Here is a 23,966-nt window from a genome sequence, read left to right as displayed (position 1 = left end):
GCCGATCTTACGCTTCCTGCCGCCGCGCACCGTTCGGGAGCTAACGCAGGCATGTGTGTCATGCGGCCGGCATGAATCTTACGTTCACGGCCGAGCGGGAATCGGATAAGATCCTCCACGCAGTCTTGTTCCAACGTCCACTTACTTTTTTTGGCGCACGTCTTTACGATGGTTCCAGCATCGCTCTACGAAGCCGTGTTCAACGCTTCGCCGACAGGGCACTACCTGTTGTCGCCGACGCCCGAGGCGTTCATCCTGGCGGTCAACGACGCCTTCCTGCGCGCGTCCGGACGGCGCCGCGAAGATCTGCTCGGGGTCAGCCTGTTCGTCGCCTTTCCGCGCAATGCGGACGACCCGAACGACACCGGCGAAGACGACCTGCGCCAGTCGCTGGCGCGCGTGCTGGCCACCGGGCAGGTCGATACCATGCCCGGCATCCGCTACCCGATCCGGGTCGAGCTGCCGTCGGGCGAAGTGCGTTTCGAGGAGCGTTTCTGGAACGCCGTCAGCACGCCGATCTTCGACGCGAGCGGGCAGCTGGTGTGCATCTCGCACAGCACCAGCGACGTCACCGCGATGATCCGCGCCGAGGCCGCCCGCAGCGAAAGCGAAAAGCGCTTCCGCGCCCTGGTCAGCGCCAGCGCCGAAGTGGTCTACCGGATGAACCCGGACTGGACCGAGCTGCACCAGCTCGAAGGACGCGGCTTCGTGCAGGACACGCTGGATGCGCGTCCCCTCTGGATCGATGCCTACATTCCGCCGCAGGACCACGCGCTGGTCAGGCAGGCGATCGAAGCGGCGATCCGTGCCAGGGCGCCGTTCGAGGCCGAGCACCGCGTGCGCCGCCTCGACGGCAGCTATGGCTGGGCGTATTCGCGGGCGGTGCCGATGCTCGATGCGCGCGGCGAGATCTACGAGTGGATCGGCGCCGCCAGCGACATCACCGACCGCAAACGGGCCGAGGAAAAGCTGCTCGAGGCCAGCCGGCGCAAGGACGAGTTCCTGGCCATGCTGGCGCACGAACTGAGAAACCCGCTGGCGCCGATCGGCGCGGCGGCGCAACTGCTGCAGACGGCTACGCTGGACGCACAGCGCGTGCAATACAGCAGCCGGATCATCAGCCGCCAGATCCGCCACATGACGGGCCTGATCGACGACCTGCTCGACGTCTCGCGTGTCTCGCGCGGCCTGATCGAACTGGACGAGGCGGCGCTCGACATCCGCCACATCGCGACCAATGCGGTGGAACAGGCCACGCCCCTGATCGAAGCGCGCCGCCACCGGCTGGCGCTGCGGCTGCCGCCGGGGTGCGTGACCGTCATGGGCGACGAGAAGCGCCTGGTGCAGGTGGTCGCCAACCTCCTCAACAACGCCGCCAAGTACACGCCGGAGGGCGGCAACATCGCGCTCGCCGTCGAGGTGCACGATGGCGAGGTGGCGATCGAGGTCGCCGACGACGGCATCGGCATGGAGCGCGAACTGACGGAGCGCGCTTTTGAACTGTTCGCGCAGGCGCGGCGCAGCTCCGACCGCGCCTCGGGCGGACTGGGGCTGGGACTGGCGCTGGTGAAAAGCCTGGTCGAGCTGCACCACGGATCGGTCGGCTGCGCCAGCGCCGGCATCGGCAAGGGCAGCCGCTTTACGGTGCGCCTGCCGTGCGCGTCGGAACAGCAGAGCGGCCACCCCGGCCATGCGAGCAGCCTCGGCCTTGCCGCGAGCGCGAATGCGCTGCGCGTCATGGTCGTCGACGACAACGTCGACGCCGCCGCGATGCTGGCGATGGTGCTCGAGACCCTGGGGCACCAGGTGCAGGTCGAGCACGCACCGCTGCAGGCCCTGGCGCGCGGGCGGAGCGAGCGGCCACAGGTGTTCCTGCTCGATATCGGCCTGCCCGAGATCGACGGCAACGAGCTGGCGCGGCGCCTGCGCGCCCAGCCCGAGACGGCGGGCGCGACCCTGATCGCCGTCACCGGCTACGGCCAGGACAGCGACCGCCAGGTGACGCTGGCGGCCGGCTTCGACCATCACCTGGTCAAGCCGGTCGACCTGGACGTGCTGGCCGCTATCCTTGCCCAGATTCGCTAACCGTAGCGCGCTTCGACCAGGTCGATCTCGCGCAGCAGCCGGCGCGCGATCTCGTCCGACAGCGCGCGTGCGTGCACCAGCGCCAGGATCGCCTCGCGCTCGGCCTTGAGGGCGGCCAGGCGGTATTCGCGCTCGGCCTGTTCGGCCACCCGCACCCGCGACGGGTCGTACAGGCCGGCGCCGCCGAGCCGGTGCTCGTAGACGCCGCGCACGTGGTCGACCGCGCTGGCATGGACGTCGGCGTCGTGCTCCCTGTCGAGGTGGGCGGTCGCCGCTTTCTCGATGGCGGCCATGGCGGCCATCGCGGCGTCGTGGCGGGCGCGGTCTTCCTGCGCCGTTTCGCTCGATTCCTCCGGCACTTCCAGCCCGCGCAGCACGCGCGGCAGGCCGATGCTGGCCACCAGCAGCGAGACGATGATCACCGCGCTGGCATAGAAGATGGCGAGGTCGCGCCCGGGGAAGGGAGCGCCGTTCGGCAGGGCCAGCGGCAGCGTCAGCACGCCGGCCAGCGTGATCGCGCCGCGCACCCCGGCCAGCGAGGTGGCGATCACCAGGCGGAAGTTGGGCGTGTAGACCTGGCGGCCGTGGCGCCGTGCCTTGAGGATGGTCAGGCGCAGCGAGACCCATACCCAGACCAGGCGCAGCACGATCAGCGCCAGGCTGATGAGGAGCGCGGTGCCGAGCAGCGACCATTCGGTCATGTGCTCATCCAGGCGGGCGTCGTGCATGGCGCGGCGCACGATGTCGGGCAACTGCTCGCCCAGCAGCACGAACATCACGCCGTTGAGCGAGAACTGCACCGTGTCCCAGACTACGGCGCGGCGCACGCGCGTGGTGGCCAGGGCGCGCCCGGACAATTCGACATAGCTCATGGTGACGCCGGCGGCCACCGCGGCCAGGATGCCGGAAGCGTGCAGGTGTTCGGCGGCGAGATAGGCGCCGAACGGAATCAAGAGGTTGACCAGGATCGGCGAGCCGGGTTCCTCGCCCAGGCGCTGGCCGGCCACGCGCTGGACAAAGGCGACCGAGACCGTGATCGCCACGCCGCAGGCGATGCCGCCCAGCGCTACCCACAGGAAGGTGAGCGAAGCGTCCGCCAGCGAAAACATGCCGGTCATGGCGGCGGCCACCGCGAAGCGGAAGCAGACCAGGCCCGTGGCGTCGTTCAGCAGCGACTCGCCCTCGAGGATGTGCATCAGGCGGTGCGGAATCGGCACCCGCGCGGCGATCGAGCCGACCGCCACCGGATCGGTCGGCGCCACGATCGCGGCCAGCGCAAATGCGACGGCGAGCGGCATGGTCGGCACCAGCCAGTGGATCAGGAAGCCGGCTCCAAGCACGGTGAACACGACCAGGCCGAGCGCCAGTTCGAGGATGGTGCCTTTGTCGCGGAACAGGCCCACTTTCGGGATGCGCCAGCCGTCGAGGAACAGCAGCGGCGGCAGGAACAGCAGGAAGAAGATTTCCGGGTCGAGGGTGACGCCGTGGCCGAACACCCCGGCGATCACCGCCCCCAACGCGATCTGCACCAGCGGCAGCGGCACCGCGAACGGCAGCATCCGCACCAGGTAACCGCTGCCGATCACCGCCAGCAGCATTGCAAGTACTACGCCTACCGATTCCATTCATGCTCCCTCATGGTAGGGTGGGCACTTGTGCCCACCGGTGATACGTGGCGGTGATGTCGTCGAACGGGCGATCGGAGCATGTGACGATTACCGCGGATGCTTCTCCACCGCCACCTGCGCCAGCAAGTCCGACAGCTCCATCGTATTGACCGGCTTGACCATGTAATTGTCGAACCCGGCAGCCATCGACGCATCGCGGTCCTGCTGGCGCCCGTAGCCGGTCATCGCGACCAGGGTGGCGTTGGTCGCTTGCGGCAGGCGGCGCAGGCGGCGCGCCAGTTCGTTGCCGTCGAAGTCGGGCAGGCCGATGTCGAGCAGGCAGACGTCGGGCGCGAAGACGCGCGCCAGGTCGACCGCGTCGGCCGCGCTGTAGGCGATCTCGACCCGGTGTCCGCCGGCGGCGAGGAACAGCTGCAGCGTGTGGGCGGCATCCAGGTTGTCGTCCACCAGCAGTACCTTGAGCGGCCTGGCCGCCTGCGCGTGGTCGACGCTCGGGCTGGCGGGGAGCAGCACTTCCTGGGTGTGGCGCGGCAGGCGCACCGTGAAGACGCTGCCCTGGCCGAGGCCCGCGCTGGCGGCCTGCACGGTGCCGCCATGCAGCTCGACCAGGCTTTTCGCCAGCGCCAGGCCCAGTCCCAGGCCGCCCTGCGAGCGGTCCGGGGTGCGCTCGGCCTGGGTGAACAGGTCGAACACGCGCGCGACGAGTTGCGGCTCCATGCCGATGCCGTCGTCGCGCACGGTGAGGACGTATTCGGCGCCGGCTTCGGCCAGGCCCAGTTCGATGCGTCCGCCCTCGGGCGTGTATTTATTCGCGTTGTTGAGCAGGTTGGCCACTACCTGCACCAGGCGCTTGTGGTCGCCCTTGACCGTGGCCGGGTGCGGCGGCAGGTCGAGCACGACGCTGTGGCGGCGCGCCGTGATCAGCGGCCGGATCTGCTCGGCGGCGTCGTCGATCACGCGGCGCAGGTCGAGCACCTGGGTCGAGATCGATACCAGGCCGCGCGTCACGCGCGAGACGTCGAGCAGGTCGTCCACCAGGCCCGTCATGTGCTCGACCTGGCGCGCGATGATGGCGCAGGTCTGCGTGATCTGCGCATTGTCGGAGTGGAGCAGCTTGAGCAGGTGCGCGCCGGTGCTGATCGGCGCCAGCGGGTTGCGCAGCTCGTGCGCCAGCATCGCCAGGAATTCGTCCTTGCGCTGGTCGGCCGCGCGCAGTTCGCGCTCGGCCAGGCCGCGCGCCGCTTCCTTCTTCTGCAGCGTGGCGGCCATCTCGTCGAGCGCTTCGCCCAGCTGGCCGATCTCTTCGCGTTCGTAGGCGATGCCCGAGCGCGCATCGAGGTCGCCGGCGGCGATGCGGCGCGCCGTGTCCTTCAGCTTGCGCACGCGCTGCACGATCAGCACGTCGCCCGCGAGCCAGGCCGCGAGCAGTGCCAGCATGGTGGTGGCGGCCAGGCCGATCAGCGACATCAGCTGGGCGCGGCGCGCGCCGGCCGTGACCGTCTCGACCGGGATGCCGATCGTCACCGTGTAGTCCGACAGCGACGGCGCGCCGACGCGGGCAAAGGTGTGCAGGCGCTCGACGTCGTCGTCGTCGCGCAGCACCACGGCATGGCGGCCGCTGTTTTTCGGCGCATCGCGCATGGCCTCGCGCATCGTGGCCGAGACCTTGTGGCCGAACCAGCGCTCGGGGTCGGGGCGGCGCGAGATGATGGTGCCGTTGGCGTCGGTCGTCACCAGCACCGAGCCGGGCGGCAGGTTGATGTCGGCGACAAAGGTATCGAGGCCGGCCAGGTCCATCGCCGCGAAGACGACGGCGATCACCTTGCCGCCGCGGTCGATGACCGGGTAGGTGAGGTTGATCGTGTGGCGCCGGATCACGCGCCCGAAGACGTAGTCGCCGGCGATGAAGCGGCGCTCGGACACGGCGCGCTTGAAGTGGCTGCGGTCGCCCAAGTTGACCGGATGGAGCATCGGCACGGCGCTGCAGCTGACCTCGCCGTTCAGCTGGATCAGGCCGAAGTTCACGTAGCCTTCGTTGCGGTCGAGGACGTCGGCCAGCAGGGCATTGCAGCGCGGGGTTTCGCCCAGCAGGTCGGGCACGCTGGCCAGGTCCACCAGGATCTGGCGCGCGCGCTCGACCGACTGCGCTTCGTTGGCCGCGGCCAGGCTGGTCAGGCGGCGCAGGTTTTCCTCGGACGCTTCGATCGCCTGCTCGCGCTCGCGCATGCCGCCCAAGATCGTCATCAGCGCCAGCGGCAGGATCGCCAGCGCCACCAGCAGCATCAGGCGGCTGCGCAGGCTGTTCAACCTGAAGGGCGGCATGGCCGGTTTCATCGCTGCGCCGCCATCCGGTCGCCAAAGGCCACCAGGCGCCCCACGCCTTCCATCAGCGTGTCGGTGTCGTCGCAAATGTAGCCGATACGGATGAAGCCGGGCACCCCGAGCGCGTCGCCCGGCATGATGGCCACGCCTTCCTCGTCCAGCAGCGCTTCGGCAAACGCTTCGGTCTCCATCGTCAGGGCGCGCACGTCGCCCCACAGGTAAGGACCGGAATCCGGACAATGCATCGTGAGCCACGGCACGTCGCGCACGTGGCGCAGCACGGCGTCGCGGCGCGCGCGGTATTCGTCGACCATGTGCCGCTGCGGGCCGGACGCGAAGGCGGCGACGGTGGCCACCTGCGCCAGGTGCGAGGCGGCCGCCGTGATCGGTCCCTGCAGCGTCTGCATCGCCTCGGCGATCTGCGCCGGAGCCAGCGCGAAGCCGAGGCGCCAGCCCATCATCGCATAGCTTTGCGAGGCCGAGTAAATGGTCACGGCGCCGAGCGCGCGCCAGTCGCACAGGGTGGCGAGGCTGGTGTGCGCGGGGCCGAAGCTGAGGTGTTCGTAGCTTTCGTCGATGATCACCTGGGCGGAGGTAGCGTGCATCCAGGCGCACAGGTGGCCGAGTTCTTCCTTCGTGTACACCTTGCCGGTCGGGTTGTGCGGGTTGTTGATGATGACCAGGTCGGCCTGCGGGCAGGCTTCCAGGAACGCGGGCGTGACGGTGTCGGGCAGGTCGACCAGGATGGGGGTCAGGCGCAGCAGCTTGCAGGTGGCGACATACGCCGGCCAGTGCGGCTTGAAGATCAGGACGGTGTCGCCGGGGTCGAGCATCGTGTACAGCGCTTCGTACAGCGCCTGCTTGGCGCCGTTGGTGACGATGATCTCGCCGGCGTCGGCGTGGACGCCGTTTTCGCGCGCCAGCTTGTCGCACAAGCTGCGGCGCACGTCGAGCGCGCCGGCGACGCCGGTGTAGGGCATGGTGCGCTCGTCCTGCAGCGCGCGGGTGACGGCGTCGCGCACCGCGGCGGGCGGGCTGAAGTGCGAGATGGCGATCGAGAAGTCGATGATGCCCGTGCCCGCGTTGCGGAAGGCTTCGACGCGGCCATGCATGGCGGTCGTGGCAAGGGGGCGAGAGGCGGCGCTGCGGCGTGAAATCTTCATCTTATTATTCGGTATGGGTAAAAAAGTAACACTGTGTCTCCGCTGGGATCCCGCACGCCACAACGTTTCCTGATTGTACTAAAAATTTGCGCAGGGGAGAGCGCGAATGGATGCAATTCGCATGTTCCGTTTCAGGGGTGTTGGAAGGGCAAGCGAAGAAGCAGGCGGACGCACCGCTGCGAGCGAGCGCCGCGGGGCGGGGGATTCTGGTACGGTAGTCATTACTGCAACAATGGAGCGACCATGAACCACCAGATCGTACGCATGCTGCCCAATTTCGAAGCCGCCGACGCGGCGCGCAAGGGATTACTGGCCGAAGGATTCAACGCCGACGGCATCGACGTCAACGTCACCACCGACGAAGCCGGCCCTGCCGAGAGCCATTTCTACGTCGGCGATTCGCCGGCGGTCAAGGGCGGCACCGATTACGAGGACGTCTACAAACCGGCCCAGCGCGGCGACCTGTGCATGATGACGGTGACGGTTGCCGACGCGGCGCAGCTGGAACGGGCGACAGCCATCCTCGAATATCACGGCGGCATCGATACCGACCCCGCCCGGCGCGCCTGATACGACCCCTCATGGCTGCGTTGCACCGTCTCGCCGTACATTCGTACTGTCTTCGACGGTGCGCCTTGCCCTGAGGGCCGTCTCAGGCGCGCCTGAAGCAGCGGGCCTGCGTGCCTAAGTTCAGCTCCAGCTGAGGTCCGTCTTACTGAGCGGTAGCTCGCGCACCCGCTTGCCGGTGGCGGCAAAGATGGCGTTGCAGACGGCCGGGGCGAGCGGCGGCAGCACCGGTTCGCCCAGGCCGGTAACCGGGTAGTCGGTTTTCAGGAAGTGCATCTCGATTTTGGTCGGCGTCTCCGGCATGCGCAGCAGCTTGTAGTCGTGGAAGTTGCTTTGCACGACGCGGCCGCCTTCGATGTTCAGTTCCGGATGCATCAGCGTCGACAGGCCATCGATTACCGAGCCCTGCACCTGGTTCTCGGCGCCGGACAGGTTGACGATCTGGGCGCCGATGTCGGTCACCACGACCACGCGGTCGACCTTCAGCTCGCCCGATTTCGACACCGTCACCTCGGCCACTTCCGCCACATAACCGCGGTGGCTGAAGTGGAAGGCCACGCCGGCACCCTGGCCGCGCGCGAATTTCCGGGTGCCCCAGCCGGACTTCTCGGCCACTTCGCGCAGCACGTTGCGCATGCGCGCGACGCTGTAGGGCTGGCCCCGTTCGCCGCTGCCCGGGACGATGTCTTTTGTGCCCAGCAGTTCCATGCGGAATTCGACTGGATCGCGCCCGCCGGCATGGGCCAGTTCGTCGATGAAGCTGTGGAAGACCCAGGAAAACACGGCGCTGCCGGGCGCGCGCCAGGGTCCCATCGGGATCCGGCATTCGAGCGCGGTCTGTTCCAGCAGGCAGTTGGCCAGCCAGCGGCCCGGGAATTCGTCGCCGGACAGGCTGCCGCCGCTGCCCGGCTGCAGGATGCTTTTGCCGTCGCGCTCGACGCGGTTGGCGAAGGTAACGAAATGGTTGTGCCAGCCGACCAGCTTGCCGTTCGCATCGACGCCGCCGCGCAGGTGGTGGAAGCCGCCCGGGCGGAAATGGTCGTGCTGCACATCGTCTTCGCGGGTCCAGGTCAGTTTCACCGGCGCGCCGACTTTTTGCGCAATGGCGGTGGCCTCGACGATGAAGTCGGACGACAGGCGCCGCCCGAAACCGCCGCCGCTGCGGATGATGTGCAGGACGATTTTTTCCTTGGGGATGCCGAAGGTCGAGGTCACCAGGGCCTGGCCGGCGCCCGGGTTCTGGGTCGGCGCCCACAGTTCCAGCGTGCCCTCGGCCGGCTTGAACCAGGCGGTGCAGTTCTGCGGCTCCATGCTGGCGTGCGAGATGAAGGGGTAGGTGTAGCTCGCTTCCACTGTTTTCGCGGCGCCGGCAAACGCGGCGTGCACGTCGCCGTCCTGGCGCAAGACCGTCGTGCCCGCTTTGCCGGCGGCCGCCTTCGCTTGCGCGGCAAAATCGGCCCAGCTGTGGCCGGCGCCGACGCCTTCGTCCCATTTGACTTCCAGCGCGCGGCGCGCCTTGAACGCGGCCCAGGTCGAGGTGGCGACGATCGCCACGCCCGGACGCAGCCCGTTCAGGTTGGCGGTGCCTTCGATGATGAAGGCATCTTTCACGCCCGGCATGGCCTTGACGGCGGCCAGGTTGGCGCTCACCGGCTTGCCGCCGAATACCGGGCACTTGGCATACACCGCGTACAGCATGCCGGGCAACTGGACGTCGATGCCGAACAGCGGCTTGCCGCTGACGATGGCGCCGTTGTCGACGCCGCCGATGCGCGTGCCCAGCAGGGTGTAGGTGCCCGGGTCTTTCAACTGCACCTGCGCCGCCTCGGGCAGCGGCAGCTTCGCCGCGGCCGGGACCAGTGCGCCATAGCTGAGCTTGCGGCCGCTTGGCGTGTGGAGCACGGCGCCGCGGGCGGCGCGGCATTCGGTGGCCGGCACACCCCAGGTCTGGGCCGCTGCCTGCACCAATATGGTGCGCGCAGTGGCGCCAAGGCGGTGAAAATCGTTGTAGTTGGTCGGGGTCGAGGTCGATCCGCCCGCGCCCTGGCTGCCGTAGGCCGGGTTCAGGTCGCCCTGGACGATGCGCACGTCTTTCCAATCGATTTCGAGCTCTTCAGCGATGACCATCGGCAGCGAGGTCTTGATGCCCTGGCCGATTTCCGGCTGTTTCGATACCAGCGTGACGACGCCGTCGCGGCCGATGCGAATGAAGACGCTCGGGGAAAAAGCGTTGTCAGCCGGGTTGGCGTTATTAGCGGCAGCGGCGACGTTTTGCGCCGCCAGCACGCCGCCCGGTCCCATGCCGATGACGAGGGCGCCGGCCGCGCCGGCTTTCAGGAAGCCGCGACGGGCAGCGGAGCGCGGCGCGTTCATGCCTTGCCTTTCGTGGTCGCGGCGATCTCGGCGGCGCGGTGGATGCCGGCGCGGATGCGCGTATAGGTGGCGCAGCGGCACAGGTTGCCCGCCATCGCGTCGTCGATCTGGGCGTCGGTTGGTTTCGGATGGGCTTTGAGCAAGGCGCAGGCGCTCATGATCTGGCCCGACTGGCAGTAACCGCACTGGGGCACGTCGAGTTCTTGCCAGGCAAGTTGCAGGGGATGCTGGTGCTCCTTGTGCAAGCCTTCGATCGTCGTGATCCTGGCCTTGCCGATGCTCGACACCGGCAGCAGGCAGGAACGCGTCGGCGCGCCATTGAGGTGTACCGTGCAGGCGCCGCACTGGCCCAGGCCGCAACCATATTTGGCCCCGACCAGTCCGAGCGAATCGCGCAGCGCCCACAGCAGCGGGGTGTCGGCATCGACATCGACCTGCCGCGGCTTGCCGTTGATGTTCAGCGTGTACTTACCCATCGACTTTTCCTTGCCTGATTTTGAACTTCGGCATCGTAGCAAAAGGCGGGCAGGAAAAGTGTGGTTGAAGAAAAGTTTATTGTTGGCGAATTGTTGCTGCTTGAGAGAGCGATGCAACTGTACCGCGCACCCGCAGCTTTCGGAGCCATCGAAGCCAGTGGCCTAATGTCAGTCAGTCAAGCCGAATTTTTCAAGAAAGAATGCTTGGGCCCGTAAGGTGGGCGGCTATAGCTGGGCACGTGATTTCCTGCCGACTGGATGCCGCCCACGCGTTCAACCACCCGCTGAAACGTCGCGACGAATCACTGGCCGGTTGAACGCGTGGGCGGCGCAAGGTTTCTGGCCCGCAAACTGTGAAGGTGGAGCCGCCCACCTTACGGGTCTGGACATCGTTCTCGAAACGAAGGCTGACTTGATTGGAATGCCACATCAGCGGTTCGCCGCCCGGCCCAGCCTGCAAGACGGACGCGTCGCGTCCTTGCGACGCATTGCAATCTGCCCTTCGACCGTTATGGTAAGTTTTTGATAACGCTATATAATCGGCGCATTGCAATGACAGACACAGGTGCCCATGTCAGCCGAAATGCAGTTTGCAAACAATTACCGTGACTTGAGCAACCAGTCGGGCGTGGACGCCGGCTTCCAGTTCGAATTCTATTGCCAGCGCTGCAGCGACCGCTGGCGTACGCATTACAAGCCCTACCGCAGTGGCCAGGCCTCGGGCTGGCTGCAAAAGGGCGCCAGCATGTTCGGCGGCCTGCTCGGCAACGCCAGCAGCGTGTTGACGGGCATGGCCCAGGCCGGCTGGCACACGGCGCGCGACGAGGCATTCACCGAGGCGGTGGCTGCCGGCAAGGCGCACTTCAACCGCTGCGGCAATTGCCATCACTATGTCTGCACGCCGTGCTTCGACCACGCCAACGGCCTGTGCTTCAACTGCGCGCCGAACGTCAAGGTGGCGATAACGCAGGCACGGGCACGCGGCGAGGTGCAGGGCGCATCGGAACGGGCCAATGCGGAAGGCCAGGCGCGCGGCGCCGGCCACGACGTGCGCGCGGACATGCAACTGGTCTGCCCGCAGTGCCGGGCCGAGACGCATGGCGCGAAATTCTGTCCGCAGTGCGGCTACCGGATGGCGCAGCAGGTGCAGTGCGGCGGGTGTGCGACGGCGCTGCAGCCGGGAACGAAGTTTTGTACCGAGTGTGGGCAGCGCCAGCCGGGGACGTGATTGTCGTATGCGGGCACGCCGGGCCTGCATACGATCGCGATGTGTCTACATCCCCTCTGGATAGGTCTCCGGCGGTTCGCCCGAATGCCAGCCGCTCGTCGCGTCGAGCGGCGTCAGCCCTTCGGTGCGGTCGATGTGGATGATGGCGTCGAATTGTTCGGCCATCTGGGCATTGAAATAATGGCTTTGCCGTTCGGTGCGCGGCAGGTACAGCACGCCGATGGCGCGCTCGAGGCGGCGCTCGAGCAGGGTGCGGCGCACCGCGCCTTCGTCGCGCAGGTTCAGGTAGAAGCGCGGCAGGCCGACATGGTGCAGCAATTCCTCGTAGCTGCCGGGCATGCCGGGGCGCACCCGCTTGCGCTCGGCCGGGCCATCCCACTCCGAGGCCGCCGTCACGTGGCCATCGTAGGTAGAAAAGCCGATCAGGCAGGTCTGGCCCGAGTAGGCCTTGCGCGCCAACTCGCCGACGTTCCATTCGCCCAATCCGCCCATATAGGTGGCGCGGGCATCGCCCAGGTGCGAGTTGTGCGCCCAGACGACGATCTTCGCCGGCTCGCCATCCTTGGACAGGTGGCGGGTGAGGGCGTCCAGGGTTTCGGCCATGTGGCTGTCGCGCAGGTTCCAGGACGAGACCCGGCCGCGGAACATGGTGCGGTAGTATTCTTCGGCATTCTTGACCAGGCGGGCATTCTGCTGGGCATAGAAAAACGCGTCTTCGCTCGAGGCGCCGTCGGCCTGCATGTAATCGAAGGCGCGCTGCTGGAGTTCCTGCAGCTGGGTCAGCACACCTTGCTGGCAGGATTCGGAGAGGCCGACGCCGGTGGCGTAGCCGTAGTGCTGGCTGTCTTCGTCGTAGTGGTCGAAGCAGGCATAGCGGCGCCGTGCTTCCTCCGCGCCGACCGGGTCGACCGCGTCGAGGTAGTTCAGCACTTCGCGCACCGAGGTGAACAGGCTGTACAGGTCGAGCCCGTAGAAGCCGACTTTCGGATCGGCACTGGATTTGTCACCCAAGCCGGCGTTATGCGTACGCAGCCAGTTGACGAAGTTGACGACGTCGGTGTTGCGCCACATCCAGGCCGGAAATCGCTCGAAGCCGGACAGGGCCGCGTTGGCGTCGGCATCGCCGCCTTCACCGCGCACGTAGCGGTTGACGCGGTAGGCGTCGGGCCAGTCGGCCTCGACCGCCACCGCGGTGAATCCCTTCTCACGGATCAGGCGCTGGGTGATGCGCGCCCGTTCCTCGTAAAACTCGTGGGTGCCGTGGGTCGCTTCGCCGAGCAGCACGAAGCGGGCGTCGCCCACGAGCTTCATCAGGGCGTCGTAGTCGCCCGGCCCGCCGTCGAGCGGGCGGGCGGCGGCCGCGAGCGCGGCCGCGCTGATGTCGATCGCCGCCGTCATCGCATCAGTGAAGGAAACGGCTACCCGACTTGTCGCGCCGGGCCGCATCGTGCGGAATCGCACCGCGCTCGATGTAGTGCTTCATGCGCGCCAGGTCGTCGTCCATCTGGCCTTTCGGATCGGATCCGAACAGCGAGGCGGCGGCATGGCCGAGGGCGCCGGCCGGCGGCGCGTAGGACAGGCGCACGGTAACGCGGGTGCCGCCGCGATGCGGTTCGAATTCGACCGAGCCGGAGTTCGGGATCTGCGCACCCGGCTCGCTACGCCAGGCCAGGCGCCGGTTCTTGTTCTGCTCGGTGAGCACCGAATCGAACTCGAACTGGGTGCCGGCCGGACCCTGCACGGTCCAGTGCGAACGGCGGCGGCCGGTGTCGCGCACCTCGACCACGTGCGACATGAAGCGCGGGAAGTTTTCGTAGTTGTTCCACATGTCATAGACCTCGGACGGCGAAGCGTCGATGTGGATGGTTTTTTCCAGGTCGATGCGGCGGGCACGGCCGCGGCCGCTGCCGAGCAGGTTCGACAATGCCGAGCCGCTGCGGGCGCTGCCGCTGTTGTCCCTGCCGCTGCTGCCGCTGCTGCGCGCGGCCAGCGCCAGGGCGGCCAGGCCGACCGCGGCGCCCAGTGGCGAGCGGCGGAACAGCCCGATCAGGCCGAGCAGGCCGCCGCCGACGACGGCGGAGTTGCGCAGCAGGGCCGACAGGTCGCTGCGATCGTCCAGGTGCAGGGCTTTCAGGCCGCTGTCGGCGGCGTCGCTGGCGAGGCGGCCAAGGCGCGAGGCGGCAGCGCCGGCGCTCGAGGATGCCGAATCGAGCAGGCGCGAGGCGCCGTCGACTGTGTCTTCATAGGTGCGGCGCACAGCGCCGTTCGGCCGGGCCGCGCTCGGCCGGGTGGCTTCGAAGGCGCGGTTTGCGCTGTCACCGGCGTCGTCGGCAAATTTGCGGGCACGGGTGCCGGCTTTGTCCGCGTATTTGCCGGCGGTGGTAGCGGCGTCGTCGAGATACTTGCCGGCGGTGGTGGTCGCCTCGTCGAGATACTTGCTGCCGGTCTTGCCGGCTTCTTCGAGCACTTCGCTGGCGACCTCGCCGGCCTGGCGCGCGGCCGTGCCGATGCGCTCGCCAATACCGTGCCAGGCATTGCCGAGCGCACTGCCGGTGCGCGAACCCGCGTTGCGCAATGCCGCGGTCGAGGTGGTGCGGCGGGCGCTGCCGCGGTCCGGGTCGAGCATGTACATCAGCAGCGCGCCGGCAGCGGCGCCGCCCAGCAGCTTGGCCAGGTCGCTCGCTTCGATACTATGGTCGGTGGTGGTGGTGTGTCGCATGTTTCGTCCTCTCTGTCGGGTTGTCGGGTTGCCGCGATGACCGCGGTTGACTCGTTATCGCAATTAAATAAGTTGCCGGCGGTCCGCTTCGGCCCGCCAGGCCATTGTCAGCAATTGCTGCACTTCCTCGTCGCTCGTCTGATCGAACGTTTCGTACCACTGGCTGACCGCCCGGAAAAAAGGCGGCGCAGCCAGGCATGCAACTTCGTCGGCCAGCGGCGCCAGCGCCGCCAGCGTGTCGGGCGGCGCCACCGGCGCAGCCACGACCACGCGCCGGGCGTCATGCCCGCGCGCGACCTCGACCGCGGCCTGCATCGTCGAGCCGGTGGCAATGCCATCGTCGACGATGATCACGTCGCGGCCTGCCAGCACCGCCGGCGCCCGCTCGTGCCGGTAGAGGCGGGTGCGCCGCTCGATTTCGAGCAGCTCGCGCGCGGCGATCGCCTCGACCTGTTCCCGCGTGACGCCCATCAACCCCGGCACACCCGGCTGCAATACCCGCACACCGCCGCTGCCGACGGCGCCGATGGCGTACTCGGGCTGGCCGGGCAAGCCCAGCTTGCGCACGAGCAGGATGTCGAGCGCGAGCCCGAGCGTCATTGCCACCGCGAACGCGACCGGCACGCCGCCGCGCGGCAAGGCCAGCACGATTGCGCCAGGCTGGTGCGCGTAGGCGCCAAGTGCCTTTGCAAGCAGCTTGCCGGCCTGCGCGCGGTTCCTGAATCGGCGAAACTCGGCCATCGCGGTCCATTCCGGAGGCAGGCCCGGCTTGCGGCCCGGCCTGCCCCTGTTGTCTGGCGCACCCGTTCGCAGCGCGGCACTGGCCGCTTACTGGATGTCGATCCGCCGCGCCGTTCCGCCTTGCCGCTTGGGCAGCGTCAGGTGCAGCACACCGTTTTCCAGCCTGGCTTGCGCGGCTGCATCGTCGACCTCGGAAGGCAGGCTGAAGCTGCGCATGAACTTGCGTGCTGAGCGTTCAGAATACACCACGTTTTCGCCATCGCGCCGCTCGTTTGCCTTACGGCATTCTCCTTCGATCGTGATGCGCTGGTGGTCGATGGCGACCTTCAGGTCTTCCTTCTGGACGCCCGGCATGTCGGCCTGGATTTCATAGGCCTGTTCGGTTTCGCGCAGGTCGAGCCGCGGGATGCTGGCGCCGTCGTCGAGGCGGCGCCCATTGATGGCCAGGGGTGCGAAAAAGTCCTCGAACATGGTGTCGACAAGACGACCGAACCCGTCTTCGGCCATGCCGGGACGGTACGTGCCCCTTCTGACGAGATTCATGGTGAGCCTCCTTTCTTCACGATGAATGCGCGGCATGGCGCCGCACCTGATTTATAGGGCAGGGCCGGGGCATTTTCAAGGGTCGGGAAGAGGCTGCGCGGACGCGCGGGAAAAGCGGTTTGCGCTATGGCAGAAACGATGCGACCGGCCGGAACCGTGGGCGATTCCGGCGGTCAGAGAGACAAGATGCGCCTCAGCCGAGCTGGCGGCGGTGCAGGCGCAGGTGTTCCTCGACAAAGGTCGAGATGAAGTAATAACCATGGTCGTAGCCCGCGTGGCGGCGCAGGGTGACCGGCTGGCCGGCCTCGGCGCAGGCCGCTTCGAAGGCGTCCGGATTGAGCTGCTCGGCCAGGAATTTGTCGGCCAGGCCCTGGTCGACCAGGATGCCCTGGGGGAAGCGCACCGGGCCGGATGCCACCAGTTCGGTGGCGTCGTACGCATTCCAGCTGGCCTTGTCCGGACCGAGGTAGCCCGAAAAGGCCTTGTCGCCCCAGGGGCAGCGGGTCGGGGCGGCGATCGGGGCAAAGGCCGAGACCGAGCGGAACAGCGTGGGGTTGCGCAGGGCTAGCACCAGCGCGCCGTGTCCGCCCATCGAATGGCCGAAGATGCCGCAGCGTTCGGCGTCGAGGCCGAATTCGCGCAACACCAGTTCGCGCAGTTCGAGGATGTAGCTGTACATGCGGTAATGCCGCGACCACGGCGCTTGCGTCGCGTCGACGTAGAAACCGGCGCCCACGCCGAAGTCCCAGCTGTCGGTTTCGCCGGCGACATTCGCGCCGCGCGGGCTGGTGTCGGGCATGACCAGCGCCAGGCCTTCCTCGGCCGCCACGCGCTGGGCGCCGCCCTTGATGGCGAAGGTCTCTTCGGTGCAGGTCAGGCCGGCGAGGTAGAACAGCACCGGCAGCCCTTTGGCCTCGAAGCCGGGCGGCAGGTAGATCGAAAAGCGCATCGGCAGGCCGATGGCGCTCGAGTCGTGCTGGTAGAAGCGCTGGACGCCGCCGAAACAGGCGTGTTCGCCGAGAAGAGTAAGCATGGAGGACTCCGGTTCGTCAGGATGGTCGATGCTGCAAGTATGCCAGTTCGACAAGCCGTGTGCCGGGCTCGGGTGCATACATGGCCGGGGCGGGCCTGATGGCGCCCGCCCGGCGCGTCGTTACGCCGCCGTCACGCCGCCGTCATGATCGGCGCGTACCCTGCAGGCGTGCCTGCGGACCTGGCTTAACCGCCGCCAATCCCGCGCATGACGCGTCCGCTGCCGCCGCATTGCGGACAGGATTTGCCGTCGGCCAGTTTGCCGCTGCCGGCGCAGGCTTCGCAGACGTCTTCGCCGGCGCCGGGCGTGCCGGGAGTTGCTTCGTCGCCGGGGTTCAGGTCGGGTTCGGGAGTCGTGCTCATGGAGGCCTCGCAAGTGGTTGGAGTGCAGGCGATTCTAGGCCAACCGTCGGGAAGGCGGCGCCCGCTTGCGTTGCCAACTGAGTCGCAGCGGACGCCCAAACCAGCGAACGCGTCTGTACAACTATTTGATGTTTTCGATAGGAAGTTGACATTGACATCCAACCGGTTTGAGGAATACTTCTCAGGGCAAAAACATCAACCCGACGGGACGAGGTCACAATGAAAAACGTTGAATGCGCGGCAGCAGCCCTGCTACCAGCCACCGAGGAAGCACGGACCGACGTACGCCGCCGCGTGATCGTCGATGCCGGCATCGCGGTGCAGGGCAGCAGCAACACCATGTCCGCAGTCGAATACCTGCGTACGCGCGATATTCGTGGGCACGTCATCGAACGGGTTTTGCTTGAGCCGCACCGGCGGCGCTCGGTTTCTTGAAAGTTTCCAGAGGTCAGCGTTTTCCGATATCAAAGCGTTATTTTTGTTGCGCTGTGCCACTGGCGCTTATACACATTAATTTCTTTTTCTTATCTTTCGCGCAGCCAAGTTTGGCACTGCACATGATCTCGCAAGTCATTGATTTCTAGTGAATTCACGCTTGCCCGTCGAATGGGCAAGTTGTTGAAAGCCGCCTGCGGAGGGCATTTCAGGCTGTCAAGCCCTGTCTTTTCCACAAAGTTATTCACAGACTTTGTGGATATCTGGAAAAGTTCTTTAGTTACGGCTACTTAGCACACACGTGTTGTGTACTACGCGAACTCGGCCCGACGCCGGTGCGACCTTTTTGCGACAGGGCAGCGCTTGGCAGGTGCAAAAGGCACTTGCAGAGCCTTACTGGACAAATGTACAGTGGCGCTGTTCCCATGTTGCTACTCTCTTTATGTCTGCTGCCACGCTTGCGCCTCCTGTCGACGATCCTTTCGCCAGCCTGAATCCCGAACAGCGCGCTGCGGTCGAGCACGACGTCGGCGCGCCCGCCAGCCGGCCCCTGCTTGTGGTGGCGGGCGCCGGCTCGGGCAAGACGAATACGCTGGCGCACCGGGTGGCGCGCCTGATCATGGATGGCGCCGATCCGCAGCGCATCCTGCTGCTGACCTTTTCGCGCCGCGCCGCCAACGAGATGACCCAGCGCGCCGGCAACGTACTGCAGCGAATCATGGGCGGACGCACCGAAGGCGCGGCCACGCTGCCTGGGCCGGCACCTTCCACAGCATCGGCGCGCGCCTGCTGCGCGAATTCTCGGGCCGCATCGGCCTCGACGAATCGTTCACGATCCATGACCGCGGCGATTCCGAAGACCTGATGGGGCTGGTGCGCCACGAGATCGGGCTGACCCAGACGGCCAAGCGCTTCCCCTTGAAAGGCACGTGCCTGTCGATCTATTCGCGCGTCGTCAATTCGCGCGAGCCGCTCGACCTGGTCTTGCAGAGCACTTTTCCGTGGTGCTGCGAGTGGGAAGCGGAACTGAAACGCCTGTTCGGGGCCTACGTCGACGCCAAGCAGGAGCAGAACGTGCTCGACTACGACGACCTGCTGCTGTTCTGGGCCGAGATGGCGGCCGACCCCGAACTGGGGCCGGAAATCGGCAGCCTGTTCGACCACGTGCTGGTCGACGAATACCAGGACACCAACCGCCTGCAGGCGGCGATCATCACCGGCATGAAGCCGGGCGGCGAGGGCGTGATGGTGGTCGGCGACGACGCCCAGTCGATCTATTCCTTCCGCGGCGCGACGGTGCGCAACATCCTCGATTTTCCCGGCCAGTTCTCGCAGCCGGCGCGGGTCATCACGCTCGACCGCAACTACCGCTCGACCCAGCCGATCCTGGACGCCTCGAATGCCGTGATCGCCGCCGCGCTCGAGCGCCATGCCAAGACGCTGTGGACCGACAAGGTGGCCAGCAGCCTGCCGCAGCTGGTCCTGATTCCGGACGAGGCCGAGCAGGCGCGCTGGGTCTGCAACCGCATTCTCGAACAGCGCGAAGCGGGCATCAAGCTCACCACCCAGGCGGTGCTGTTTCGCGCCGCCAGCCACAGCGCGGCGCTCGAACTCGAACTCATGCGCCGCAATATCCCGTTCGTGAAATTCGGCGGCCTGAAGTTCCTGGAAGCCGCGCACATCAAGGACGTGCTGGCGGTGCTGCGCTTTGCCCAGAACCCGAACGGACGGATGGCCGGTTTCCGGGTGCTGCAACTGATTCCCGGGATCGGCCCGGCCACGGCCACGCGCCTGCTCGACGCGGTGGCCGAGGCGCCGGAAGCGCTGGACGCGGTCGAGGCCTTTGCGGCGCCGTCGAAAGCCCAAGGCGACTGGCAGGCATTCGTCACCCTGTACCGCAGGCTGCGCACGCCGGGGCTGCGCTGGCCGGCCGACATCGAACTGGTGCGCGACTGGTACCTCCCGCACCTCGAACGCCTGCACGACGACGCCGCGGTGCGCGCGGCCGACGTCGCCCAGCTGGCCGCGCTGGCGGGCGGCCACGGCACCCGCGAAAGCTTCCTGGCCGAGATCACGCTCGACCCGCCCGAGGCGACCAGCGACCGCGCCGGCCCGCCCCTGCTCGACGAGGATTACCTGATCCTGTCGACGATCCACTCGTCCAAGGGCCAGGAATGGAAAACGGTGCACGTGCTGAACGTGGTCGACGGCTGCATCCCCTCGGACATGAGCACCGGCAGCGCGGAAGAGATCGAGGAAGAGCGGCGCCTGCTGTATGTGGCGATGACGCGCGCCAAGGAACACCTGCACCTGGTGGTGCCGAACCGCTTCTTCATCAAGCAGCAGGCGCAGATGGGCGACCGCCACGTATATGCGGCGCGGTCCCGCTTCGTCACGCCGGCCATGCTCAAGCATTTCGAGGAATGCGTCTGGATCACCGCCGACACGGCGAAATCGAAAAAGCCGATGCCGGACAGCGTGCGGATGCTGGTGCGCGACCGCGCGCGCAATGCGTGGAAATGATGAGTCAGGGGCGTGTAATGACGACTTATCCCCCGTTGTAGGAGTTTGTAGGAATCTTCTGATGCTGAGTCCGTTCACCAAACCACATGGCGTGCAAGCCATTGATTTTAAAGGACTCGATTTCTGCCTGTAGATTGGGCATTTTGTTGAAACCCGCATCAATACTGCGCTTGCGGCTTGTCAAGAGGTGCTTGTCCACATAGTTATCCACATTTCTTGTGGATATCGATGTAAACTTAGAAAAATCAATGGCTTAGCTATCGATGTTTGCGATTGCTCAAGCCGGTCGCCATCGGCGCCCAAGGCCGGTACTGAGCGAAATAGCAACAACTAAACGATGGCCGCTTTCGCAGTATCTGCCACCGCCGTGACCGCGGTATGACAAGCCGGCGCCCTCATGTGCCTGCCCGCCCGACGGCCGCTTTCAAGCGGTCGAGTTCGACCAGGAAGCGTTCGCAGGCCAGCGCCGGCGGCCACGGTTCCCAGGGCGCGCAGCCGTACACCGCCGCCAGCGGATCGTCCTGCAGCACCGCGGCCTGGATCTTGAGGGTGCGGCGCACTTCCTCGCGCGACCAGCCGGCCACGTGCACGGCTTCGCTGGCGGCGGCCAGGCGGTCGGCGCGTTTGTGGCGGGCATGTTCGGTTGGCGTCCACGAGGGCAGGCCATAGCGCAGGAAGACCGCGTGTTCGAGGCGTTTCGACAGTTCGCGAAAACCGTCGCCGAGGAAGGGCTTGATGACCGAGAGCGCGTCGAAGCCGAGCAAGCCTTCCTCGGCATCGTGCAGCAGTTCGCGCAGCTCGTGCAGCGGCGCGACCCGTCCTTTCATCTCCGCGCGCTGCAGCAGCATCACCGTGATCGAGTGCTGGGCGACCGAGAGCGGCAGCGGCCAGGCCGAATGGCCGCCCCAGCGGTAGGTGCGCGCCAGGCCGAGGGCGAGGTCGGCGTCGTCCCAGTCGAAGGGGGTGGGGTTGAGCAAGTCCAGGCGCTTGCCCGAGGGCATGCGTACCCAGGCGCGTTGCCGCGCCATCAGCGAGGATCGGTGATCGTGGTCATGACGCCAATTCTACAGGGGGCGGGGTGGACGGCCGCGCCCGCCAAGCCTGGACGCGTGCCGGATTTCAGCGCCGGCCGCCTTGATCCATGCGAACATGGCGCAATCGGGGCAGCATACACTGGACCGGTTTGCTTTTTCCGGAGGAAGCGCCGTGGATGACCTGGTCAAGCGGTTCGAATGCGATGTACTGATCGTCGGCGGCGGCATCAACGGCGCGGCGATCGCGCGCGACGCGGCCGGGCGAAGACTGCGCGTGGTGCTGTGCGAGAAGGACGACCTGGCCCAGCATACCTCGTCGGCGTCGAGCAAACTGATCCACGGCGGCCTGCGCTACCTCGAGCATTACAAATTCGGCCTGGTGCGCAAGGCCCTGATCGAGCGCGAAACGCTGCTGCGCTCGGCGCCGCACATCATGCGTCCGCTGCGCTTCGTGATGCCCCACGATAAAGGTGCGCGTCCCGCCTGGCTGATCCGCGCCGGCTTGTTCCTCTACGACCGCCTGGCGCGGCGCGAATTCCTGCCGGGTTCGCACGGGCTCGACCTGCGCAGCCACCCGGCCGGCGCGCCGCTGCTGCCGCAATTCACGCAGGGTTTCATGTATTCCGACGGCTGGGTCGACGACGCGCGCCTGGTGGTGCTCAATGCGCTCGACGCCCACGAGCGCGGCGCTGTGATCCTGACCCATTCCCGCTGCGGCGCGCTGCAGCGCCAGCCGGACGGCTGGAGCACGACGCTGGAGGGACAGGGACGGCATGTGCACGTCCAGGCGCGCTGCCTGGTGAATGCCGCCGGCCCCTGGGCGGCGCGCTTCCTGCATGGTGCGACCAATACCCCGGGCGGGCGCGCGCTGCGCCTGATCAAGGGCAGCCACATCGTCGTGCCGCGCCTGTTCGACCATCCGCACGCCTACATTTTCCAGCATCCGGACGGGCGCATCGTCTTCGCAATGCCCTACGAAGGGGCGTTCACCCTGGTCGGCACCACCGACGTCGACTACCGGGGCGAACTCGACAAGGTGGCGATCAGCGCCGAGGAGACGCTGTACCTGTGCCAGCTGGCGAACCGCTATTTCAGGCGTGCCATCACCCCGGACGACGTGTTGTGGAGCTACGCCGGCGTGCGTCCGCTGGTGGAAGACGAGGCCGCCAGCGCGGCGGCGGCCACGCGTGACTTTCGTCTCGAGCCGGACATGGCCGGGGCGCCGCTGCTGTCTGTTTTCGGCGGCAAGATCACCACCAGCCGCAAGCTGGCCGAGCAGGCGGTCGACTGGGTCGCGGGTGCGCTCGGCCATGCCGCGCCCGCCTGGACCGCCGACGCCTGCCTGCCGGGCGGCGACCTGTATGGCCCGCTACCCGACAAGCGCGGCGTGCTCGAATTCGACGGCTGGAGCGCGCGCCTGGGTACCCGCTACCCCTGGCTGCCCCCAGTCCTGGTCGCCCGCTACGCGCGTGCCTACGGCACCCGCATCGGTGTCCTGCTGGCGCGCAGGAGTCGCCTGGAAGACATGGGCCAGGAAGTGCTGCCGGGTCTGTACGAGGCCGAGATCGACTACCTGATGGCCCACGAATGGGCGCGCAGCAGCGCCGACATCCTGTGGCGCCGCACCAAGCTCGGCCTGCACCTGGCGCCGGGCAGCGCGGCGCTGCTGGACGAGTGGATCGGGGCGCGCCAGGGGGCGCTGGCGCTGTAGGCGGCAGGGCGGCCACAGTCAGCTGTTTGCAGCTATGATCTTCGGTGCGGCAGCCATAACGACAACCGAAGGAGACCTCATGAAACTGTATATCAGCAGCCATGCGCCCAACCCGCGCCGGGTGAGCATGTTCATCCTCGAGAAGGGCATCACCGGCATCGAGACCGAAATGGTCGACATCCTCGCCGGCGAGCAGCGCAGCGAGCGCTTCATCGCGAAAAATCCGCTCGGGCGCGTGCCGGCGCTGGAGTTCGACGATGGCCGCGTGCTGAGCGAAACGCGCGCCATCTGCACCTGGCTCGAAGGCCGTTATCCCGAACCGAACCTGATGGGCGTCGACTTCGAGGAGCGCGCCTTTATCGAAATGGCCGACCGCCGCATGGAACTGCACCTGCTGCTGGAAACGGCCAGCAGCGCGCGCCACACGCACCCGGCGCTGGCGCCGCTGGAGACGCCGCAATTCAAGGACTTCGGCGCCGCCCAGGCGGACAAGATGCGCATCACCGCCCGCTGGCTCGACCAGCACCTGGCGCGCCAGCCCTACGTGGCCGGCGAGCGCTTCACCATCGCCGACATCACCGCCTTCTGCGCCCTCGAATTCGGCCGCGGCCTGCTGCGCTTCCGCCCGGGCGAGGAGGGCATGGCCCACCTGCAGGCCTGGCGCGACCGCATCGCCGAGCGGCCCAGCGCGATCGGGTCGAAGTGAGCGCGTAGCGCTCACGTGTAGCCTGGGCACTTGTGCCCAGTGGACGACATCCGCACCGTGTTGACCGTATTAGCAATCCGTAGGGTGGGCGGCTATACCCGAAACGATGAGCATACATAGCGTTTGCGCCGCCCACGCGGTGATAGTTGGCGGCAAGATCATCCGGCACGATAGCGGAGCCTGTAGCTATCACCGCGTGGGCGGGAAACCCGCCCACCCTACGGGTATGCAAGAAAGGGCCCAGGCACCAATAAACGTATTTGCGGAACAGCCATCATCGTATTAGCAACCCGTAGGGTGGGCGGCTCCACCTGAAA

The 23,966-nt window shown here is 67.0% G+C and carries 19 protein-coding genes and 1 pseudogene; 7 read left to right on the top strand and 13 right to left on the bottom strand.

The genetic code is table 11. The features are described 5' to 3' along the window. Positions 1 to 168 precede the first annotated feature (168 nt). Entirely contained in the window at positions 169 to 2,085 is a 1,917-nt protein-coding gene (locus IFT60_RS12020; protein WP_192052208.1) for a PAS domain-containing hybrid sensor histidine kinase/response regulator, read from the top strand. On the opposite strand, the gene IFT60_RS12015 is transcribed toward IFT60_RS12020, so the two are convergent. The 3 genes from IFT60_RS12015 to IFT60_RS12005 form a co-directional block, all read right to left on the bottom strand. After that, complete coding sequence (locus IFT60_RS12015; protein ID WP_192052207.1) at positions 2,082 to 3,710, bottom strand: Na+/H+ antiporter; 1,629 nt, start codon at positions 3,708 to 3,710, stop codon at positions 2,082 to 2,084. The two genes, IFT60_RS12020 and IFT60_RS12015, sit on opposite strands and share 4 nt — an antisense overlap. 90 nt (positions 3,711 to 3,800) lie before the next feature. Further along, the gene (locus IFT60_RS12010) at positions 3,801 to 6,047 is read right to left on the bottom strand and encodes a hybrid sensor histidine kinase/response regulator (protein WP_192052206.1); all 2,247 of its coding nucleotides are present in this window, start codon (positions 6,045 to 6,047) and stop codon (positions 3,801 to 3,803) included. Continuing rightward, positions 6,044 to 7,198 carry a pyridoxal phosphate-dependent aminotransferase gene (locus IFT60_RS12005; RefSeq protein ID WP_192052205.1) on the bottom strand — a complete coding sequence of 385 codons (1,155 nt, stop codon included), beginning with the start codon at positions 7,196 to 7,198 and terminating at the stop codon, positions 6,044 to 6,046. Before IFT60_RS12005 ends, IFT60_RS12010 begins: the two co-directional genes overlap by 4 nt. Positions 7,199 to 7,441: 243 nt before the next feature. Here IFT60_RS12005 and IFT60_RS12000 point away from each other — a divergent pair, with 243 nt between their 5' ends. Next, positions 7,442 to 7,768, top strand: a complete 327-nt coding sequence (locus tag IFT60_RS12000) for a hypothetical protein (RefSeq protein ID WP_192052204.1) — start codon at positions 7,442 to 7,444, stop codon at positions 7,766 to 7,768. A 120-nt stretch (positions 7,769 to 7,888) separates the two neighbouring features. Here the strand turns inward: IFT60_RS12000 and IFT60_RS11995 are convergent, their stop codons facing one another. Continuing rightward, positions 7,889 to 10,138, bottom strand: coding sequence for a xanthine dehydrogenase family protein molybdopterin-binding subunit (locus tag IFT60_RS11995; RefSeq protein WP_192052203.1), 2,250 nt, complete (start codon positions 10,136 to 10,138; stop codon positions 7,889 to 7,891). Beyond that, positions 10,135 to 10,614 (bottom strand): (2Fe-2S)-binding protein, encoded by a 480-nt coding sequence (locus tag IFT60_RS11990; protein ID WP_192052202.1) that lies wholly within the window; start codon positions 10,612 to 10,614, stop codon positions 10,135 to 10,137. Before IFT60_RS11990 ends, IFT60_RS11995 begins: the two co-directional genes overlap by 4 nt. Positions 10,615 to 11,185: 571 nt before the next feature. On the opposite strand from IFT60_RS11990, the gene IFT60_RS11985 reads away from it, so the two are divergent. Further along, entirely contained in the window at positions 11,186 to 11,842 is a 657-nt protein-coding gene (locus IFT60_RS11985) for a zinc ribbon domain-containing protein (RefSeq protein ID WP_192052201.1), read from the top strand. A 45-nt stretch (positions 11,843 to 11,887) separates the two neighbouring features. Here the strand turns inward: IFT60_RS11985 and IFT60_RS11980 are convergent, their stop codons facing one another. From IFT60_RS11980 to IFT60_RS11955, 6 genes are all read right to left on the bottom strand, one after another. Then, on the bottom strand, positions 11,888 to 13,240 hold the full coding sequence (locus tag IFT60_RS11980; RefSeq protein WP_192052200.1) for an erythromycin esterase family protein: 1,353 nt from the start codon (positions 13,238 to 13,240) through the stop codon (positions 11,888 to 11,890). 4 nt (positions 13,241 to 13,244) lie between these two features. Beyond that, complete coding sequence (locus tag IFT60_RS11975) at positions 13,245 to 14,561, bottom strand: SRPBCC family protein (protein WP_192052199.1); 1,317 nt, start codon at positions 14,559 to 14,561, stop codon at positions 13,245 to 13,247. A 63-nt stretch (positions 14,562 to 14,624) separates the two neighbouring features. Then, positions 14,625 to 15,302 carry a phosphoribosyltransferase gene (locus IFT60_RS11970; RefSeq protein WP_192052198.1) on the bottom strand — a complete coding sequence of 226 codons (678 nt, stop codon included), beginning with the start codon at positions 15,300 to 15,302 and terminating at the stop codon, positions 14,625 to 14,627. A gap of 87 nt (positions 15,303 to 15,389) precedes the next feature. Then, on the bottom strand, positions 15,390 to 15,845 hold the full coding sequence (locus tag IFT60_RS11965) for an Hsp20/alpha crystallin family protein (RefSeq protein ID WP_192052197.1): 456 nt from the start codon (positions 15,843 to 15,845) through the stop codon (positions 15,390 to 15,392). Between the two features lie 193 nt (positions 15,846 to 16,038). Continuing rightward, positions 16,039 to 16,878, bottom strand: a complete 840-nt coding sequence (gene fghA / locus IFT60_RS11960; RefSeq protein WP_192052196.1) for an S-formylglutathione hydrolase — start codon at positions 16,876 to 16,878, stop codon at positions 16,039 to 16,041. Positions 16,879 to 17,063: 185 nt separating this feature from the next. Then, complete coding sequence (locus IFT60_RS11955) at positions 17,064 to 17,240, bottom strand: hypothetical protein (protein ID WP_192052195.1); 177 nt, start codon at positions 17,238 to 17,240, stop codon at positions 17,064 to 17,066. 219 nt (positions 17,241 to 17,459) lie between these two features. On the opposite strand from IFT60_RS11955, the gene IFT60_RS11950 reads away from it, so the two are divergent. Then, positions 17,460 to 17,675, top strand: coding sequence for a hypothetical protein (locus IFT60_RS11950; protein WP_229510823.1), 216 nt, complete (start codon positions 17,460 to 17,462; stop codon positions 17,673 to 17,675). 442 nt (positions 17,676 to 18,117) lie between these two features. Then, positions 18,118 to 20,198, top strand: a pseudogene (locus IFT60_RS11945) (ATP-dependent helicase). A gap of 25 nt (positions 20,199 to 20,223) precedes the next feature. Here the strand turns inward: IFT60_RS11945 and IFT60_RS11940 are convergent. Then, positions 20,224 to 20,397: a hypothetical protein gene (locus tag IFT60_RS11940; protein WP_192052194.1), complete on the bottom strand. Its 174-nt coding sequence runs from the start codon at positions 20,395 to 20,397 to the stop codon at positions 20,224 to 20,226. Positions 20,398 to 20,593: 196 nt separating this feature from the next. Continuing rightward, the gene (locus IFT60_RS11935; RefSeq protein WP_229510822.1) at positions 20,594 to 21,226 is read right to left on the bottom strand and encodes a phosphohydrolase; all 633 of its coding nucleotides are present in this window, start codon (positions 21,224 to 21,226) and stop codon (positions 20,594 to 20,596) included. Between the two features lie 187 nt (positions 21,227 to 21,413). Here IFT60_RS11935 and glpD point away from each other — a divergent pair, with 187 nt between their 5' ends. Both glpD and IFT60_RS11925 read left to right on the top strand, forming a co-directional pair. Further along, the gene (gene glpD, locus IFT60_RS11930; protein WP_229510834.1) at positions 21,414 to 22,943 is read left to right on the top strand and encodes a glycerol-3-phosphate dehydrogenase; all 1,530 of its coding nucleotides are present in this window, start codon (positions 21,414 to 21,416) and stop codon (positions 22,941 to 22,943) included. Between the two features lie 79 nt (positions 22,944 to 23,022). Continuing rightward, entirely contained in the window at positions 23,023 to 23,649 is a 627-nt protein-coding gene (locus tag IFT60_RS11925; RefSeq protein WP_192052193.1) for a glutathione S-transferase family protein, read from the top strand. The last annotated feature ends 317 nt before the right edge of the window (positions 23,650 to 23,966 follow it).

Source organism: Massilia sp. CFBP 13721 (assembly GCF_014842025.1).
In the GTDB taxonomy this organism is placed as follows: Bacteria; Pseudomonadota; Gammaproteobacteria; order Burkholderiales; family Burkholderiaceae_D; genus Telluria.
The sequence above is the reverse complement of the archived record's forward strand: the minus strand, read 5'-3'. Positions and strand labels throughout refer to the sequence as shown.

Bases quoted from the DNA above. Each gene is read 5' to 3' on its own strand.
- IFT60_RS11965 (WP_192052197.1), bottom strand. From the start codon at position 15,845: ATGAATCTCGTCAGAAGGGGCACGTACCGTCCCGGCATGGCCGAAGAC.
- IFT60_RS12005 (WP_192052205.1), bottom strand. From the start codon at position 7,198: ATGAAGATTTCACGCCGCAGCGCCGCCTCTCGCCCCCTTGCCACGACC.
- IFT60_RS11975 (WP_192052199.1), bottom strand. From the start codon at position 14,561: ATGCGACACACCACCACCACCGACCATAGTATCGAAGCGAGCGACCTG.
- IFT60_RS11955 (WP_192052195.1), bottom strand. From the start codon at position 17,240: ATGAGCACGACTCCCGAACCCGACCTGAACCCCGGCGACGAAGCAACT.
- IFT60_RS11985 (WP_192052201.1), top strand. From the start codon at position 11,186: ATGTCAGCCGAAATGCAGTTTGCAAACAATTACCGTGACTTGAGCAAC.
- IFT60_RS11935 (WP_229510822.1), bottom strand. From the start codon at position 21,226: ATGGCGCGGCAACGCGCCTGGGTACGCATGCCCTCGGGCAAGCGCCTG.
- IFT60_RS12020 (WP_192052208.1), top strand. From the start codon at position 169: ATGGTTCCAGCATCGCTCTACGAAGCCGTGTTCAACGCTTCGCCGACA.
- IFT60_RS12015 (WP_192052207.1), bottom strand. From the start codon at position 3,710: ATGGAATCGGTAGGCGTAGTACTTGCAATGCTGCTGGCGGTGATCGGC.
- IFT60_RS11990 (WP_192052202.1), bottom strand. From the start codon at position 10,614: ATGGGTAAGTACACGCTGAACATCAACGGCAAGCCGCGGCAGGTCGAT.
- IFT60_RS12010 (WP_192052206.1), bottom strand. From the start codon at position 6,047: ATGAAACCGGCCATGCCGCCCTTCAGGTTGAACAGCCTGCGCAGCCGC.
- IFT60_RS12000 (WP_192052204.1), top strand. From the start codon at position 7,442: ATGAACCACCAGATCGTACGCATGCTGCCCAATTTCGAAGCCGCCGAC.
- IFT60_RS11970 (WP_192052198.1), bottom strand. From the start codon at position 15,302: ATGGCCGAGTTTCGCCGATTCAGGAACCGCGCGCAGGCCGGCAAGCTG.
- IFT60_RS11925 (WP_192052193.1), top strand. From the start codon at position 23,023: ATGAAACTGTATATCAGCAGCCATGCGCCCAACCCGCGCCGGGTGAGC.
- IFT60_RS11950 (WP_229510823.1), top strand. From the start codon at position 17,460: ATGAAAAACGTTGAATGCGCGGCAGCAGCCCTGCTACCAGCCACCGAG.
- fghA (WP_192052196.1), bottom strand. From the start codon at position 16,878: ATGCTTACTCTTCTCGGCGAACACGCCTGTTTCGGCGGCGTCCAGCGC.
- IFT60_RS11980 (WP_192052200.1), bottom strand. From the start codon at position 13,240: ATGACGGCGGCGATCGACATCAGCGCGGCCGCGCTCGCGGCCGCCGCC.
- IFT60_RS11995 (WP_192052203.1), bottom strand. From the start codon at position 10,138: ATGAACGCGCCGCGCTCCGCTGCCCGTCGCGGCTTCCTGAAAGCCGGC.